This window comes from Paenibacillus sp. UNC217MF, from assembly GCF_000686865.1.
GTDB lineage: Bacteria > Bacillota > Bacilli > Paenibacillales > Paenibacillaceae > Paenibacillus_B > Paenibacillus_B suaedae.
Window position 1 is genome coordinate 871,559 of record NZ_KK366027.1, and the last position, 17,460, is coordinate 889,018.

Sequence of the window (17,460 nt, forward strand, 5' to 3'; positions counted from 1 at the left end):
AAACCGTCTCACCCGCTAAGGTGAGACGGTTCGAAGTGAACCTAATCGTAGTTTAAGACACTTTCTCGATTTCAACAACCTGATCCTTAATGATATACAACATAATATCGGTATCTTCTTTGATGGAAGACAGGCTGATTTTCTCGCCCTTCGAATGAATAGATGCATTCGGATGAACTTTGAATATATAATTGTTTTCAGCCATCGTGCGCTTTACATACAATTCATTTGTATTTGAATTATAGCGCCAGAAGCTGCGCTTCATTCCGCTGACCAGCTTCACAGCTGAAAGATCGCTTGTGTCCTTGCGCACCTCTACGCGGTCTCCTTCTTTCAATGCGCTCAAATTCGAAGTAGAAGAAGAATTATCAACCTGAATTTGCGCGTTCTTGCCTACTTGGTGCACAGATAAGGAGCCAGCATTGTCGCGTACTCGAATTGTTCCGTTGTTTGTATCCACAGACTCTACTCGGCCATAAGTAACTTGAACTTGACGCACTTCCACGATAGAACGTCCGTCCATTACAACGTTGACATAGTCATTATCCTTCAAGTCTGCAATCTTGATCTCTTTATTATTCAGATCATAGATCTTGGCATTTCCCACATAAAAGTCCTCAACCTTCGAGTCGCTCGAGCGCAGACGAAGGCGATACCCCGACGCATCCCGATACGCGATATCGAATTGTAGCGTTTGCCGAACAGCGAGAGACGATAGTGTGGATTGATCATCCGTGAAGTAGGCAACTATTGTATCACCATTATTCACATCATTCAAGGTCACATTGTTTTTCCCATACTTTTCTACGCTTAGCTCAGTCCCCTTATAAGGCAGTGTTACCGTTTGTCCGTTCGCAAGCTTCATCGTCACTGTCTTCGCGGTAGAGCTTGCATAGACAAATGTTCCTTCGAATTTGTTGACGAGCTGCACCAGAAGCGCGTTTTTGGCCGTATGTTGCACATTCACCTTGCGTTTGCCATCCTTAAGCTGATTTGCGATATCCTCAAGTCCAACCTTGGAGCCGTTATTCTCATAGCGAGTCTCATATGTGAGCTTAAAGACGTGAGGTTCTTTGCGCTCGTCAGTTACCATTAATAGTTTGTTCGTTTTATCAAAATCTACAACTGTAGCTCCAATTATCATTTCCGCCTTGCGGTTCATTACTTTGATGTTGGCAACCTGATCCTCATTGTTCATGGCCAGTTCGACGCGATCTCCGTATTCTCCTGCGACAATATCGTCGAACGTAGGATTGTTCATTCCATCAATTTCAATCTTTACATCACGAGCAAGCAGCTTCGCTACGAGTTCATTGTTTTCTTTTCGGATCGTGATGCTCGTTTTCGTCGCACCTTTTTCGTACAGCGTACCAGAAATCGTAACTTGTTGGGCATTTGTCAATTCGATTTCCGTTACGGCGCTATTCTTCACCGTATAATTGACGGTGTCATTTTCCTTGATACTGCTAAGGCCTGACAACAATTGATCCTTATACCGAACGTAAGCTCCCTCCACAACCGTGTAGGTTTCGCTCTCACCTTGTTCGTTCTTGATCGTCACGGAACGGCTTCTCACATCAATAGAAGTAATAGTACCTTTGGCCGATTTGTTGACAGGCCCAGACTTTACTTGAACCTCAATAATTTTGCGTTCATTCGTAAACGTCTCACGCTTGATGACAAGCTCACTGTCCGCCATCAGCTTAGAAGGATCGATCGTGTTGCCGCTGGCATCCTTGAATACAGTCGCGCTGTTGTCGTACACAATATCAGACAATGCATCAGAGCCATCCTTCGTGAAATACAGCTTCTTCTCTGATGGCGCAACATATCTCAGCTTAACCGTTGAAGTTTCCACCTTCGGTTCAGCGTCTAATAATTCAACATATGCCGCGCTTCCCGATTGTCCAGCGACACGGATTTTCATGTATAGGCCAATATCGGAGGCATTGATCGCCTGCTCGCTGTCATTTTTGTAGTACATCGTGTTTTTATCGCGGCGGAAGGTTGCTGTCTTGCCCTCTTCCGTATACAAGCGAATCTCTTGATCCGTTAGGCTCATCACATAACCGAATGATTCGAATGCGTGCTTTACCTTAGATACTTTTTCTCCGCGACTGAAGAATGTTGCAAGCTGCGCGCGCGTTACTTTGCCTTGCGGCTCGAATTTGTTGCCGCTCATTCCCGTAGTCAATTCCAGATCAACAGCAGTGTTGACATATCCTAATGCAGACGCGCTAATCTTGCTATTATCGGCAAATGTCGTCTTCTTGTTCTTTGCACGCTCTGCATCTGCTTGTTTTCCTACAGCACGAACCAAAATTTTCGTCACCCATTCACGGGTTGCCTTTTGATCGCCCCATGCTTGCTTCGGATCCGGCTTCGCCATCTCTTCTTCTTTTTCCAACAGCCCTTTTTGGAATGCCAGAACAATATACGGCTTGAAGAAATTTCCGACCTTAAAATCAGCAGGTAGTGCTACGGAATCTGCAGCATTCAATTCACCCTCTAGTCCCATATAGCGAATTGCCATTGTGATGGCTTCCTGCTGCGTTACATCGTCACCAGGACGGAACTTGCCGTTATTCCCCTTTAAAATATCCAATGCTGCAAGCTTATGTATATGTTTCTCTGCCCAATAACCAAGCTTAACATCGCTGAATATCGGACTTGTACTCGAAGTTGATGTAACTTGATTTGTCTTTGTAGCGGTATTTGATTCAGCTGCCATCGCAAATTGCATAGATGTCAGCATCATGGATACGGCCAAGATCGCACTTGTCAATGCACGCGCTTTGCGTGCACGCGGTTTAGAATTTATTTGCATGATGCATCCCCTTCCACATATATTTCTTCGTAAGATGTTCTTTTTCGACAAGAACAGGGGCAATTCCTGCCCCTGTTCTTGAATAATTGTTGGTATTATTTTGTTCAATTACATGATTCGTGCAGATCTCTATGGACGCTTGATTGGATGTTTCAACGTAACATGGCCCATCAAGCTTTCATCTGACTTTCCATCTACCAGAATATCAATTGCCTTTACTTCATCGAATTGGAACAGCGTTTTAGTAAGAGCATCTAATGCAAAAGCCTCTCCGCCCGCTCCAAGATGACCCTCTTCCGGAATATGAATGTCAATGACTAGCGTTCCCTTATCCATTTTCACAGATTTGAAGTCGATCTTTTCCCACAACGGAATATCTTTATCATTGTCAGATGTCTTCAACGCTGAAAGTGCAGCTTCATATTTCTCGTCATCATTAGAGAACTGGATCGTCTTCTTATACGACTTCAATTCCATCAGCTGATCATCAGAGACAAATACGTCAAGCGACTTTTCTTGCTTGTCAGACTTCGTTTCTTGACCTTTGTCAGTTGTTGGCTGCTCAGGCTTCGTTGTCTCGTCTGACGGCTTTTCCTCGTTCGGCTGCTCTGTTGTCGGCTGCTCCGTCGTAGGTTGTTCAGCTGTTGGCTGCTCAGGTTGAGCAGCTCCATTTGTTGTCGGCTTAGCACCGCATGCACTTATAATTGTAATGGATAGAACTGCGGCAGCAAGTGCCCACCATTTTCGTGTCTTCATAAAGCACGACCTCCTTTACATCGTTCATAACGCAACAGATCGTCAAAGGTTGCATTTTTTATGGAATCAGGATACGCCCAAATATTCTTTAATCCCTTTGACAATGTTCTCCGCAACGCGCCATTGGAACTGGTCGTCATACATTTTTGGTTCGTCATTCGTGCTCGTCAAGAAGCCTATTTCGAGCAGAGCCGACGGCATCTTTGTTTCTCGAACAACATGGAGATCTCCAAATTTGATACCCCGATCCTTCAGTTGCGTTCCATTCAATAAATTTTTGTGCAACGTCTTGGCAAATGCTTCGCTGCTCTTGTGATAATAGAACGTCTCCGTACCTGTTACGGAAGGGCTATTTTTCGCGCTGTTTCCATGTATCGATACGAATATATCCGCACCAATTTTGTTCGCAAGCGATGAACGATCCGATAATTCAGGGAATGAGTCGTCTTCGCGCGTCATAACAAGATTGATCTTATCTTCTTTACGAAGCAGTTCTCCGACTTTCAAGGAAAGTGACAAAGTAAAGTCCTTTTCCGTCTTCTTCGTCAAACTAAGCGCACCGGAGTCCTTGCCTCCATGGCCTGCATCAATCACAACGGTATAAGTACCATTTGGTTTGTTTGGCGTTACAGGTGGTTTCGTTGTTCCGCCATTGCCGTTTCCATCGTCATTTCCACTCTTTTGATTCAGCGAAATGGTCGTCAAACCTTGATCATTCAGTGTGACTTCACCATTCAACGGGTAGTTCAAATCAAGAACGAAGCGCGCTGTATTCGGCTTATCGCTGAACATTGCAAAGCGAATGCGCTGAACATCTGGGTAATCTGATACTACATATTCCCCTTGCCCATCTTTATTGAAACTATATTTTTCATAGAACTCGTCCGAGAACACTGCATTCGGCAAATCAATAACTACCCGGTTAGGGCTGTCCATCGTCATAATGCTCGGTCTTACATTATGATCTAAAGCAATATGTAATTGATTATTGTCAAAAGAAAAGTTCGTAACGACTGAAGTATTGTTATCTGGCTTTGTTTGGTCTCCACCATTACTGCCATTATCTCCATTGCCGTTGTCCGGCTTTGTCGGCTTGTCCTCATTGCCTTTATCAGGTGTTGGGGGCGTTACTTCGTCAGAAGTGAACATGTACACGGATTTGGTTGAGTTGTCCCAATCCACTTTCAACCCCATATTCTCCCCGATAAAACGAAGTGGGACTAGTGTAGTCTCGCCTTTAATAACCGGTGGTGCAACAAGTGTAACACTCTTGTTGTCAACTGTCGCCGTCTTCTGATTGACGGTGAGATTCATGCTTCTGCTATTATCATTTATAGCTACCGTCTTCGCCTTCTGATTCCAATCAACCTTATAACCCAACTCTTCAGAAACGACGCGAATCGGGACCATGACCGAATTGTTCAGCATCAAAATGTTCTCTGGCATCGCCAAAGAATTTCCATTCAAGTACAAGCTCGTATTAGGTGCAGCTTGTCCCAGCGTAGGAAACACTAAACACAACAGCATTAATAGCAATCCAACCGCAAATTTTTGTTTTTTCTGCATCTTCACCTCTACATCCTTTCGTCATGTTCCGCACTATTCTATTTGTCTATTAAGAACGGACGTATTATTAGACGTATAAAAAGTACAAAAGTTGCGTAGTTTCTACATTTTTTGGCTAAAATAAACCTGCTAAAATATCCCTTGTTTTCACTGTAAATCACCTACTCCCACATGGCAAGACAAAAATTGCACATTTGAACATAAATATTGACAGGATACGTAACAACAACAAAAAGACCGTTCTCTATTTCGCACCTGATCATACAAAAAGTGCAAATAGAAAATGGTCTACCCTCGCTAAAAATATCAACTTCTAGTAGCAGAAATAATCAAGAACATGGGTCTGCGCAGTTCATCAGTCATCCCGGGTATTTCTCGCAGCATTTTCTCAGATGGAGTCGGCTCATTCACTGCACGTATCGTAAATCCCGCATCAATCAAGTTACTCATATACGTAGCAAACGTTCGATGATACTTAACGACATCCTCCGTTAAGAAGGCCGTTTCACGCTTCCCTTCATCCTGATAGCCATCCACTGCCCAATAGAGGATATTCCCTTGCTCATCGTACACCCAATCTTGTTCATTGCGCGAAGTGAAGATCGGATGCTCCACCGAGAACAGAAACACGCCCCCTGGTTTTAAGCTGTGATAGACTTTGTCACAAATCGTATCGAACGACTCAATATAATGAAAGGCTAACGAACTAATCACCACATCAAATTGCTCATCTGCAAACTGAATGTCTTCAATTGGCATTTGCAAATAGGAGATTGACGAATCATTTGTCAATTCACGTGCTTTCTCCAGCATTTTCTCTGAAATATCAACCCCTATTACAGAGTCGGCATGCTGTTCTCGGGCATATCTACAATGCCAGCCGAAGCCGCAGCCCAGATCTAGCACACTCTTGTAGCGCAAATCTGGAATTAGTGACTGTAAAACATGCCATTCTCCCGCTCCTTCTAGCCCATGGATAGAACGGGACATATTCTCATATGCGGCAAAGAAATTCGCATCATCGTATTTGTTTTGCTTCAGTTATTATTCATCTCCCATATCCATGCGTTGTCATGGACGAAATCCGGAATCCATTTTCTTTTTAATTTTAAATATGTATTTTTTCTCAAATAGGAAAAAGTCCGTTATGTGCCGCATGCTACTTACTAATCTTAATCAGCTACTCGACGCTTATACAACAAAATCCCTGGAACGCCGAAGCGAATCCAGGGATTGTAATACCTTCTATTGTCAACGGTGCTTATACGACTGGGTAAGCGACACGCCCCGCATTCGCAGCTTCGTATGCAGTAATTGCATCTTCATGCTTCAGCGTCAATCCGATATCATCGAGACCTTGCAGCAAAAATTGGCGACGGTGCTCATCCAGATCGAAAGTGTAGTTCAATCCGTACTCATCCGTAATTGTCTTCTCTTCCAAATTCACGTCCAGACGATAGCCGTCCTTATCCGCTGCACGACGGAATAGTTCATCAACTTGCTCTTCTGACAGCTTAATAGGAAGAATACCATTCTTGAAGCAGTTATTGTAGAAAATATCTGCGAATGATGGAGCGATAACACAGCGGAAGCCATAATCAAGAATCGCCCATGGTGCATGCTCACGTGAAGAACCGCAACCGAAATTCGCACGGGACAGTAATACGGAAGCTCCTTCATATTGCGGCTGGTTTAAGGTGAAGGAAGGAATAACGTTGCCCGCCTCGTCGAATCTCCACTCGTAGAACAAGAACTGGCCGAATCCGCTCCGTTCAATACGCTTCAAAAATTGCTTAGGAATGATTGCATCTGTATCCACGTTGACCCGATCAACTGGGGCAACAAGACCGTTCAATGATGTAAATGGTTGCATGATTCGTTCCTCCCTTAGTTCAATACTTCCGCTTTGATTTCCCAGTTGCGCACATCAACGAAATGCCCCTTGATTGCCGCTGCTGCTGCCATTGCTGGCGATACCAAATGCGTACGTCCACCGCGGCCTTGACGTCCTTCGAAGTTACGGTTGGAAGTCGAAGCACATCGTTGTCCTGGCTGGAGCACATCCGGGTTCATGGCAAGGCACATACTGCATCCAGCATCACGCCATTCGAAGCCCGCTTCCACGAATACTTGATCCAAGCCTTCTTTCTCCGCCTGAAGCTTAACCCGACCAGAGCCTGGAACAACGATAGCCGTTACCTTATCGCTCACCTTGTAGCCTCTAGCTATCTCTGACGCTGCACGCAAATCCTCGATACGGCCATTTGTACATGAGCCGATAAATACATAGTCGACAGCAATTTCAGTCATCGGCGTACCAGGTGTCAGATCCATATATTCAAGTGCTTTCTCAGCAGCTTTACGTTCATTTTCGGTTGTAAAATCAGCAGGGTTCGGTACGTTCGACGTAATATCGGTACCCATACCTGGGCTCGTTCCCCAAGTCACCTGTGGAATAAGCTGATCCATATCCACTTCAACAACAACATCATAAGCAGCGCCCTCATCGGTTACATAGCTCTTCCACTCTGCAACAGCAGCATCGAAAGCTCCGCCTTGAGGCACATACTGACGATCACGCAAGTATTGGAATGTTGTCTCGTCTGGTGCGATTAGACCAGCACGTGCACCCGCTTCAATGGACATATTGCATACAGTCATTCTCTCTTCCATCGTCAATTGGCGGATTGATTCGCCTGTGTATTCAATGACATACCCAGTTGCAAAATCAGTGCCGTTCTGCGCAATGAAGCCCAAGATCATATCCTTCGCAGTAACGCCTGGCTTGCGCTTGCCAACGAAGCGCACTTCCATCGTCTTCGACTTCGCTTGCTGCAAGCATTGTGTAGCCATGACATGCTCAACTTCGCTTGTGCCAATTCCGAATGCAAGGGCGCCGAATGCACCATGCGTCGACGTATGGCTGTCCCCACAGACAATCGTCTTCCCTGGATGAGTAAGACCAAGCTCAGGCCCCATAACGTGCACCACGCCTTGATCAATGCTGTCCAGGTCGAACAGCGTAACACCAAAGTCTGCACAGTTCTGTGACAATGTATCGATCTGCTGCTTCGAGATTGGATCTGTTATGTTGAACCGATCCTTCGTCGGTACATTATGATCCATTGTTGCAAATGTAAGATCCGGACGTCTTACCTTGCGGCCGCTCAAGCGCAATCCTTCAAAAGCTTGCGGGGATGTTACCTCGTGCACCAAATGCAAATCAATGTATAAAATGCTTGGTTTGCCTTCTTCTTGCACGATGACGTGCCGATCCCAAATCTTCTCGTACATGGTCTTCTTTATCGTCATTTCCTTCACCTCTCCGCGATTTTACGCTTCTCTCTCTATTTCTCTTGCCACCAAATATAGCATTTCTTTCTTCATTGATCCAAGATATAATATCTATAATTACAATAGGTTTAACCTATAAGCTATCCAGAGGAAGGATGAACGGACATGGAATTTAGACAGCTGCTCTATGCCGTCCAAATTGCACAGGAGAGGAACTTCTCCCGGGCTGCTGAGAAGCTGCACATCGCACAGCCTTCATTAAGCCAGCAGTTGTCGAAGCTAGAGAAGGAAATTGGCGTCCTCTTATTTCAACGGACGACCAATTCAGTGGAACTCACACATGCAGGAGAGATATTCGTCGACCGCGCGCAGAAGATGCTCGATGCGATGGAACAGTTGAAGAATGAAATGGCTGATATCAGCCAAACGAAGAGGGGAAAGGTGGTTATCGGGACAATGCCGATTACGGGATCCCATATCCTCCCCCATGTCCTTCCTCAATTCCATGAACGCTATCCAGCCATCGATCTGGTACTCGTAGAGGATACTTCGACGTCCAACCTGGAGCGAATGACGGCCCAAGGCAAGAATGATCTATGCCTGCTATCTCTGCCCTTAACGGATGATTCTCTTACCTATCGACCTGTCGTGGAAGAGGAGATTCTGCTGGCAATCCCCCCTCAGCATTCTCTTGCCAAGCAGCATTGCGAATGTTCTGAGCCAAGTCCGGTGTCCTTATCAGACCTCCGAGACGAGCCCTTCATTCTCTTGAAGCGTGGTCAAGGATTCCGGCAAATTACCGTACAATTGTGCCAGGAAGCCGGTTTTACCCCGAATGTCGTATTCGAGAGCACGAACATTGAGACCGTCCAGTCTCTCGTTGCAGCTGGTATGGGGGTTGCCTTAGTTCCTTCATTTATTGCGACTGCTCCTCGAAGCGAATTTGTTCCGTTATATCTTCCGCTGACAGGAAGACCTTCCCGTACGCTTGTTATCGCGTATCGTGAAGGCCGCTATATGTCCCATGCGGCAGAAGCCTTCATGCAGACACTGCAAGATACGATCACAGCCCGCTTCGGCTCGCGAGTTCGCGCCGGAGGAATGATGAATCAACCTAAGAAGTCTGAATGAGTTCGTATCTCTATGTACGAATCAGCTCATCGATTCGCATTATGGCAATCCTGCAACCGCAACAGGGAATTGACCTAATGCAGCTGCGCGTCCAAGCAATACTTGTGCTGCAGCCCGCACATTGCTATCCGTCAGCCCATAAATCGCATAGCCGATTGGTATGTTAGCCAAAGCCTGAGCATCATAGGGAAGTCCTGCTGCAACGACTGCAACAGGCTTCTTTATTTGTTCAAGCTGAGCTACCAACTTTTCAAGCAGTTTGATTCTACGAGGCTGTCGGTATACATCGTTCGTCACGATAACGACGGCGTCTGCGGCTCTGATTGCATCGGTCAATCCTGTATCTTCAAGCTTACTCACTCGAACGTCTGTCTCAGCCGAACGCACCTTGTTGCGATTAGCTGCTGCATGAGCTTCCTTCTCCTCCGCCCCAACATCTCGTCTTCCCTTCACCTCAGCTACTAATGCACGCTGCATCGCTTCCAAGCTGGCACTATCATGACCGACCAGAAGTACTTGGTTCATACTGGATGTAATCAGCTCACTGGGCTGATTAGCAATAGAATATGTCCCCCAACGTGTAACAGCCTGTTCCGCTATGCGCTTCATTAATCCCTGCGCCTGATTGGAAGCAATAAATGATTGGGCTTTCCCAATCGCTTGTTCCACATTTAATTGAGAAGCCTGCTTTGCATTCGTCACCTTATACTTCAACTTTAAGTGCAAGATGCGACGCACACTCTCATCAATGCGCTGCTCGGTCAATGTCCCCTCTTCTATCGCTTTATGAATCGCAGCTATTGCCTGATGCGGCTTAGGGGGCATCAAGAGCACATCTGCACCTGCTTGGATCGACATTACAGCAGCTTCATCCGAACCAAAATGATCCGCAATCGCCTTCATATTCAATGCATCCGTAATAATGGCCCCCTGAAAATGCAATTGATCACGCAAAATATCTTTAAGGACACGGGAAGATAGTGTAGCTGGAATCGTGATGAGTGAGCCATCTTTTTGAGAGGAGGTTGTCTTCGGCTCAAGTTGAGGAACCTGAATGTGAGCGGACATAATCATATCCACTCCTTCTTCAATGGCTGCCTTGAAGGGCAACCATTCTACTTGCTCGAACCGCTTCAAGTCATGAGTCAACTGAGGTAGTCCCACATGCGAATCAGTACGTGTTGAGCCGTGCCCAGGGAAGTGTTTCACAATGGCGGGCATGCCGCTATAATGTGCTCCCTGTACATAGGCGCGTACGTACGCAGACACCTGTTTAGGCTCAGAGCCAAATGAGCGAAGTCCGATGACGGGATTGTACGGATCATTATTTACATCAGCAACAGGGGCAAAATTTAGGTTGAAGGAGAGCAGCTGCATGAGGCTGCTCGTTTCAATAGCCGTTTCCTTCGCAAGCTGGGGTTGTCCAGTCGCAGCAATCGCCATATTTCCATTCCAATCGCCAGTGAACAGGATACGATTTACTACTCCCCCCTCCTGATCTACGCCAATCCAGAGTGGGATACGGGATGATCGGAGCATTTGGACGTTGTCTTCAACCGTTTGCCCCACAGTCTTGATGTCGTCTTTGAATAAAATAACGCCTCCAGGAGCCAGTTCATGAAGGATATTCGACAGCGCTTGGTTAGGCTTCTCAGCAGTAAGCGCAGATAAGTGAACCAAAAACATTTGGCCAATTTTCTCGTCTAAGGTGAGTGCTTGCAGCCATTTTTCCACTTGAATGTTGTCTTCTGCAGAGCCGTTTACAATTTTCTGGTCAAATGAAGAATCCGAACCCTTCGATTGGATCGCATCCGAACCGTTTTGATGAAGGACTCTACCATCACCATCTATACCCAGTACCCAATCTACCACATGAGCGCCATATCCAGACCAGACTAAAAGGAGCACACCTATTGTACATCCAATAATGAGAAAAAGAAGACGTGCTTGACGACGTTTACGAGATGTGCCTGCCCGCTTATGCCGCTCTTTTCTCGACATCATACACGATCAAGTAAGGGTGCAGAACCATAGGAAGCCGTAGCAGATTGATAAAGCGATTCTCTACGATCAGCGAACACAGGAATTCGACCCCGCACCTCCTGTACGAGCGACAGAGAGATTGGCGCCTGCACAAATGCTTCTTGTTCCCCTGATGAAGCAAGTGTGTCTCCCCATGGATCAATAATTGCCGAATGTCCGAAGAAAGCTGTCTCCTGTCCGGAAGCTCCCTTGCTCGTACCGACTCGATTGCAGGCTACCACATACATTTGATTTTCAATGGCTCTCGCAGTCAACAGCGTCTTCCAATGATGAAGCCGTGGATGCGGCCACTCAGCTGGAACAAAAAGAACTTCTGTACCTTGGAGCGCCATTGTTCGGGTCCATTCCGGGAAACGGAGATCATAACAAATAATAACTCCACACTTCACACCATCTAGGGTAAACGTCCCGAGCGCATTTCCGGAAGATAAATAAACATGTTCATCCATCAACTGGAACAAATGAACCTTGTCATAGGCGCCAACAATGTCGCCGTTACGATTTGCTGCATACACCCGGTTGTAGATCTGGTCGCCTTCACGAACCGATACGGAACCACCTACAATGTTTACACCATATCGTGCAGCAAGCATCGTGAGCATTTGCTTCGTCTGCTGTCCATTTACATCTGCTATTTCGTGAATCCGCTCAAGTGCATAACCTGTATTCCACATTTCTGGAAGCACAATGACGTCCGGCTTCGAATCTCTCTCCATTGCTTTGCCGATCCATTGAATAACGTTCTCCATATTTTTGTCCGGTTCGCCGATTGCAACATCCATTTGAATCGCACACACATTCCATAATTGCTCCATCGTATACACTCCTTTTCTCGGCTTTCAGCAAGCATTTGTTCTTCGGTAGCACTTTCTACCATCCATCATACCTTTTCATGGATTGGAGTCAAGATGGGTACGTTAAGGAAGCAAGCGGAATCAAAAATAAACAACGAATAATCACCCACCGCGGTCTCGAAAGGATGAAAAGTAGCATGCGCAATCGTTGTATGGTCAAATGGGTCGTAGCTATTGCTCTCTTACTTGTATGCAGCACAAGTACACTGATGACGAATTCAGTATCCGCATGGGCACCGAGTGAAGGCAGCGATTCGGCTGCAAGTCCTCCGATCCAACTGTTCGATATTAAGGCACAACGGATTGTGAAGACGTTCCCTAACAGCAAGGAGTTCCAAGCCGTCGCTGCTTCTTGGCTCAAGTCGATAACCGGACTGTCCCCTCAGCTCACGATTGGGCATCAATGTGGATATATCGTACGTATCCCATTAACATCAGTGGCTGATGTGGTTCTTCCAAGAGAGACGGTGCAGATAAAAGACGTATTTCTTATCTATTGCCCAGATAAAGATCCGCTGCTGCTCGTATTCTCGAAGGAACGCAAGCCCTATTTGCTGCGAATAAATTTAGATGTCAAACCATTTATGCAGCAGCTATTGACAACAGAACCGACAGGAAAGGCTGAAAAATCGAGCGGATAAGTTGTATTTAAAGAAAAACCGTATGTAAGTTACGGAAATCGATGAAAAAAAAGGGTATACACTTCAGTGGAAACATGCTAAATTATCGTTATTATTTTGATAACCGATAACGATCCGGTTGCTGGAGTGGATAAGACATGTTAGAAGAAACATACCGTTCTATCTCGATCAAGCCGGCCGCACGCATGAACCGGCTTCCGAAGCAATTCTTTGCCCAGCTTGTGCAGCGGACGAACGCTCGCATCGCTGACGGTCATGATGTCATCAATCTTGGTCAGGGCAATCCTGACTTGCCAACTGCTCCTCATATTGTGACTGCGCTGCAGGAAGCAGCAACTGACCCAATCAATCATAAATACCCTCCATTCAGTGGACATCGCTACTTGAAGGAAGCGATAGCCAAGCGGTATAAGGAAGACTATAATGTGGATCTCGATCCCGATACAGAAGTAGCCGTATTGTTCGGAGGCAAGACGGGACTCGTTGAAATCAGTCAAATTCTGCTTAACGCAGGCGACGTCTGCCTCGTTCCAGATCCAGGCTATCCTGATTATTGGTCTGGCGTTGCCCTTGCTGGTGCTGACATGGTTATGATGCCATTGTTAGAAGAAAATCAATTCCTTCCTGATTATGAACGGATTAAGAAGCAGCAGCTAGAACGGGCTAAGCTGATGTTCCTGAACTATCCGAACAATCCAACGGCGGCGACTGCAAGTTCTGATTTCTATGTGGACACCGTGCAATTTGCAGCGAAGCATAATATCGTCGTTGCCAGTGATTTCGCATATGGATCGATTGGATTTGACGGAAAACGGCCTGTGAGCTTCTTACAGACGCCTGGTGCGAAGGAAGTCGGTATCGAATTCTACACGATGTCCAAGACATACAACATGGCCGGGTGGCGAGTTGCATTTGCTGTAGGTAATAAAGAGCTTATCCGCCTAATCAATCTGATGCAGGATCACATGTATGTTAGCCTGTTCGGTGCTGTTCAGGCTGCCGCTGCCGCCGCATTGACCGGTTCGCAGCAACCAGTTCATGAACTGTGTGCGACATATGAACAGCGCAGGAATGTATTCTTCAAGGAGCTTCATCGCATTGGCTGGGAGGCCGCTCCATCGGCAGGATCCTTCTTCGCTTGGCTCCCTGTTCCTACAAATTACAACTCTGCCCAATTCGCAGATTTACTACTGGAGCGTGCCAATGTTGTCACCGCGCCAGGCATCGGATTTGGTAAGCATGGAGAGGGCTACGTCCGGGTCGGACTGCTCGCGCCAGAGGCTCGATTATGCGAAGCTGCCGAGCGAATAGGAAGACTATCGCTATTCTAAGCTAGATCAGTGCAATGATGCTGTCTCGGTTTATAATCGGGCTTATCAACAATTTCATTGTGTTTTTAACTAAAGGAATCTTCTGTCACCTGCCTTTATACAGGATTCGCCTTCTTTACTCCATTGGAATCACATGGTATTCTATTCGTAATACACTCATTGCTCTCATGGAGCAGCGGGTGCCAGAGTGAATACCCTTATCGTGATGACAGGACCAGTACGTAATGAAGGTCGCGTTCAGAGAGCGGAATGCCATAGGCTGCAAGCATCCGCCGCAGAGCCATTACAGAACCTATCCTTGAGCGGTCAGCATAAGCGTTACGCGTGAAGCTGAACGGCTGCCTCCGTTATAGGCGATCAAGTGGGATGGTTTCTGCATGATCATGAATCTGCGATCAACGCAGTTCAGGTATATGCTCTAGGAACCCTCAATGAAGGTGGTACCGCGGAAGTGTGACTTTCGTCCTTTAGAGGACGAGGGTCTTTTTTTATACCCATAATCCGTTTTCGCGACATCACTGTTCGGCATTCCCTTGATCCATTCACATCATCGTATTACAATCTGGCACCGGCAAATCGTGAGATGTATGATACTTATACTCATGAGAGTCAAAGAATCAGGAAGTGAATGAATGATGGAACAGTGTCAACGAATTGTAGTGAAAATTGGAAGCAGCTCGCTTACCTCTGAGCATGGCGGCTTAAATCGAGAACATATTGAATTCTACGTACACGAGCTCGTCTCTCTTATGGAAAGTGGTGCACATGTCGTGCTCGTCACCTCAGGTGCCGTTGCAGCCGGATTTCGACATATTGGATATATGACTCGTCCGAAGCTTCTCCATGAGAAGCAGGCTGCTGCTGCAGTCGGTCAGGCGCTGCTAATGCAGGCCTACCAAGAACAATTCCAGAAGTACAGCATTCCTTCAGCACAGCTGCTGTTAACTCGGCCAGACTTCGCCAATCGCAAGCGCGGCCATAATGCCCAGATGACAATGGAGGAACTGCTGAAGCAGCGTGTCGTCCCTATCATTAATGAGAATGACACCGTATCTGTTGAGGAACTCAAGTTTGGTGATAACGATACGCTCTCAGCACTGGTTGCGAATCTTGTTCATGCTGATCGGCTAGTGATTATTACGGATACGGACGGGTTGTATACTGCCGATCCCCGTTCCAATCCGAATGCGAAGCGATTCGACAGAGTCGAGGAAATTAACGAGGAAATCTACGCATATGCTGGAGGAGCCGGCTCATCTGTCGGTACGGGCGGCATGCGTTCGAAGCTAGATGCAGCACGTATCGCCATGCGTGGCGGTGTACCTGCCTTTGTTGGCCGGGTCAATGAGCCAGGTGATTTGCTCCTTGCTGTAGACGGTATTGGCAAGGGTACCTATTTCGATACTCACCTGCACGCATTGCCGATGAAGAAGCAATGGCTTGGTTTCCACTCTACCCCACATGGACAAATTATTGTCGATGAAGGCGCTGAACGGGCATTGATATCACGAGGATCAAGTCTGCTGCCTGCTGGTATTCGAGGAGTCGAAGGCGACTTCCACCCTGGAGATGTGGTTGAGGTGTCTGGTGCGGACGGACGTGTGATTGGCAGAGGCATCGTCAATTACGAAGCCGATCAATTAAAGATTGCAGCGGGCTGGTCTACGGATGAGGTTCTCAATCGCATCGAGGTTCCGCGCATTGAAGTGATACATCGAGATGAATGGGTCACACTACGATCATAGATGGAGGCATGTACGATGAGTGAAGTACTTTCCAAGGCTACGTTAGCGAAAGAAGCAGCCGCAGTCATGAACCGACTGACAACCGATCAGAAGAATGAAGCATTATTGAGAATGGCGGATCTGCTTGTCCAACATGCAGATTCGATTATTGAAGCAAACGCAAAAGATCTAGAACGAGGGAAGCAGCAGGGAACATCAGATTCTCTATTGGATCGCCTTGCACTAAATGAGGCAAGAATTGAAGATATGGCAGAAGGATTGCGCCAGATCTCCGAACTGACAGATCCTGTTGGAGATGTTCTTGAGAAAATTGACCGTCCCAACGGCTTGCATATTGAGAAAATCCGTGTGCCACTAGGTGTAATTGGCATGATCTATGAAGCGCGTCCGAATGTCACCGTGGATGCGGCTGGCCTGTGTCTTAAGACAGGCAACGCGGTCGTACTGCGCGGAGGCTCTTCTGCGCTGGAATCTAACAAGCGCATTGTCGCTGTGCTGCATGAAGCGTTGAAGCTCACTTCTGTTCCGGTTGAAGCCTTGCAGCTAATCGAAGATGCGGATCGTGCTTCTGTTGACGAGATGTTGAAATGTAACGGCTTGCTGGATGTCGTCATTCCGCGCGGTGGCGCATCGCTCATTCAGAATGTCGTTCAAAATGCAACTGTACCCGTTATCGAGACCGGGGCAGGAATTTGTCACACCTATATTGACCAGTCCGCTGATCCGGAGATGGCCGAAGCAATTGCATTCAACGCGAAAGTGCAGCGCCCTTCCGTATGCAACTCTATGGAGACTCTGCTCGTACATGAGCAGTTTGCCGAGCGCCATCTGACAGGATTGCTTGAAGGATTTGACACACATCGTGTTGAACTGCGCGGCTGCGAGCGAACAATCGCCTATGCGCCATGGGCTAAGAAAGCATCCGAACAGGATTATGCAACAGAATATAACGACTATGTACTGAACGTGCGCGTCATTGACTCGCTTGATGAAGCACTTGAGCATATCGCTCGCTATGGAACGAAGCATTCCGAATGTATTGTGACCGAGAACAAAGACCGTGCCAGCCGTTTCTTAAGGGAAGTTGATGCTGCTGCTGTCTACCATAATGCATCAACGCGGTTCACAGATGGGTTTGAATTCGGATTTGGTGCTGAGATCGGCATTAGCACACAGAAACTACACGCAAGAGGTCCAATGGGCCTACCTGCCCTAACGTCCACGAAGTATCGGATATATGGCAAAGGTCAAATTCGCGAGTAACATCGCACG

At 46.8% G+C, this 17,460-nt stretch carries 13 protein-coding genes; 5 read left to right on the top strand and 8 right to left on the bottom strand.

Annotated elements, in window-relative coordinates; genetic code table 11:
• Positions 1 to 52: 52 nt before the first annotated feature.
• From BP95_RS0119880 to leuC, 6 genes are all read right to left on the bottom strand, one after another.
• Positions 53 to 2,827 (bottom strand): S-layer homology domain-containing protein, encoded by a 2,775-nt coding sequence (locus tag BP95_RS0119880; protein ID WP_028533076.1) that lies wholly within the window; start codon positions 2,825 to 2,827, stop codon positions 53 to 55.
• 129 nt (positions 2,828 to 2,956) lie between these two features.
• Positions 2,957 to 3,583 (bottom strand): GerMN domain-containing protein, encoded by a 627-nt coding sequence (locus BP95_RS0119885; RefSeq protein ID WP_028533077.1) that lies wholly within the window; start codon positions 3,581 to 3,583, stop codon positions 2,957 to 2,959.
• A gap of 66 nt (positions 3,584 to 3,649) precedes the next feature.
• Positions 3,650 to 5,149 carry an N-acetylmuramoyl-L-alanine amidase family protein gene (locus BP95_RS0119890; RefSeq protein ID WP_028533078.1) on the bottom strand — a complete coding sequence of 500 codons (1,500 nt, stop codon included), beginning with the start codon at positions 5,147 to 5,149 and terminating at the stop codon, positions 3,650 to 3,652.
• Positions 5,150 to 5,455: 306 nt separating this feature from the next.
• Positions 5,456 to 6,190, bottom strand: a complete 735-nt coding sequence (locus BP95_RS0119895; protein ID WP_028533079.1) for a class I SAM-dependent methyltransferase — start codon at positions 6,188 to 6,190, stop codon at positions 5,456 to 5,458.
• Positions 6,191 to 6,410: 220 nt separating this feature from the next.
• Positions 6,411 to 7,022, bottom strand: coding sequence for a 3-isopropylmalate dehydratase small subunit (gene leuD / locus BP95_RS0119900; RefSeq protein WP_021254627.1), 612 nt, complete (start codon positions 7,020 to 7,022; stop codon positions 6,411 to 6,413).
• 14 nt (positions 7,023 to 7,036) lie between these two features.
• On the bottom strand, positions 7,037 to 8,461 hold the full coding sequence (gene leuC, locus BP95_RS0119905; RefSeq protein ID WP_028533080.1) for a 3-isopropylmalate dehydratase large subunit: 1,425 nt from the start codon (positions 8,459 to 8,461) through the stop codon (positions 7,037 to 7,039).
• 147 nt (positions 8,462 to 8,608) lie between these two features.
• On the opposite strand from leuC, the gene BP95_RS31030 reads away from it, so the two are divergent.
• Entirely contained in the window at positions 8,609 to 9,574 is a 966-nt protein-coding gene (locus tag BP95_RS31030) for a LysR family transcriptional regulator (protein WP_021254629.1), read from the top strand.
• 39 nt (positions 9,575 to 9,613) lie between these two features.
• Here the strand turns inward: BP95_RS31030 and BP95_RS31035 are convergent, their stop codons facing one another.
• On the bottom strand, positions 9,614 to 11,482 hold the full coding sequence (locus tag BP95_RS31035; RefSeq protein ID WP_197035307.1) for a glycoside hydrolase family 3 N-terminal domain-containing protein: 1,869 nt from the start codon (positions 11,480 to 11,482) through the stop codon (positions 9,614 to 9,616).
• A gap of 92 nt (positions 11,483 to 11,574) precedes the next feature.
• Positions 11,575 to 12,432, bottom strand: a complete 858-nt coding sequence (locus BP95_RS0119920; protein WP_028533081.1) for a carbon-nitrogen family hydrolase — start codon at positions 12,430 to 12,432, stop codon at positions 11,575 to 11,577.
• Positions 12,433 to 12,608: 176 nt separating this feature from the next.
• Between BP95_RS0119920 and BP95_RS0119925 the strand changes: the two genes are divergently transcribed.
• The 4 genes from BP95_RS0119925 (at position 12,609) to BP95_RS0119940 (ending at position 17,451) form a co-directional block, all read left to right on the top strand.
• Positions 12,609 to 13,112 (top strand): hypothetical protein, encoded by a 504-nt coding sequence (locus BP95_RS0119925; RefSeq protein WP_021254632.1) that lies wholly within the window; start codon positions 12,609 to 12,611, stop codon positions 13,110 to 13,112.
• Between the two features lie 137 nt (positions 13,113 to 13,249).
• The gene (locus tag BP95_RS0119930; RefSeq protein WP_028533082.1) at positions 13,250 to 14,443 is read left to right on the top strand and encodes a pyridoxal phosphate-dependent aminotransferase; all 1,194 of its coding nucleotides are present in this window, start codon (positions 13,250 to 13,252) and stop codon (positions 14,441 to 14,443) included.
• A 635-nt stretch (positions 14,444 to 15,078) separates the two neighbouring features.
• Positions 15,079 to 16,188, top strand: coding sequence for a glutamate 5-kinase (proB, locus tag BP95_RS0119935; protein WP_028533083.1), 1,110 nt, complete (start codon positions 15,079 to 15,081; stop codon positions 16,186 to 16,188).
• Between the two features lie 15 nt (positions 16,189 to 16,203).
• Positions 16,204 to 17,451 (top strand): glutamate-5-semialdehyde dehydrogenase, encoded by a 1,248-nt coding sequence (locus tag BP95_RS0119940; protein ID WP_021254635.1) that lies wholly within the window; start codon positions 16,204 to 16,206, stop codon positions 17,449 to 17,451.
• Positions 17,452 to 17,460: the final 9 nt, after the last annotated feature.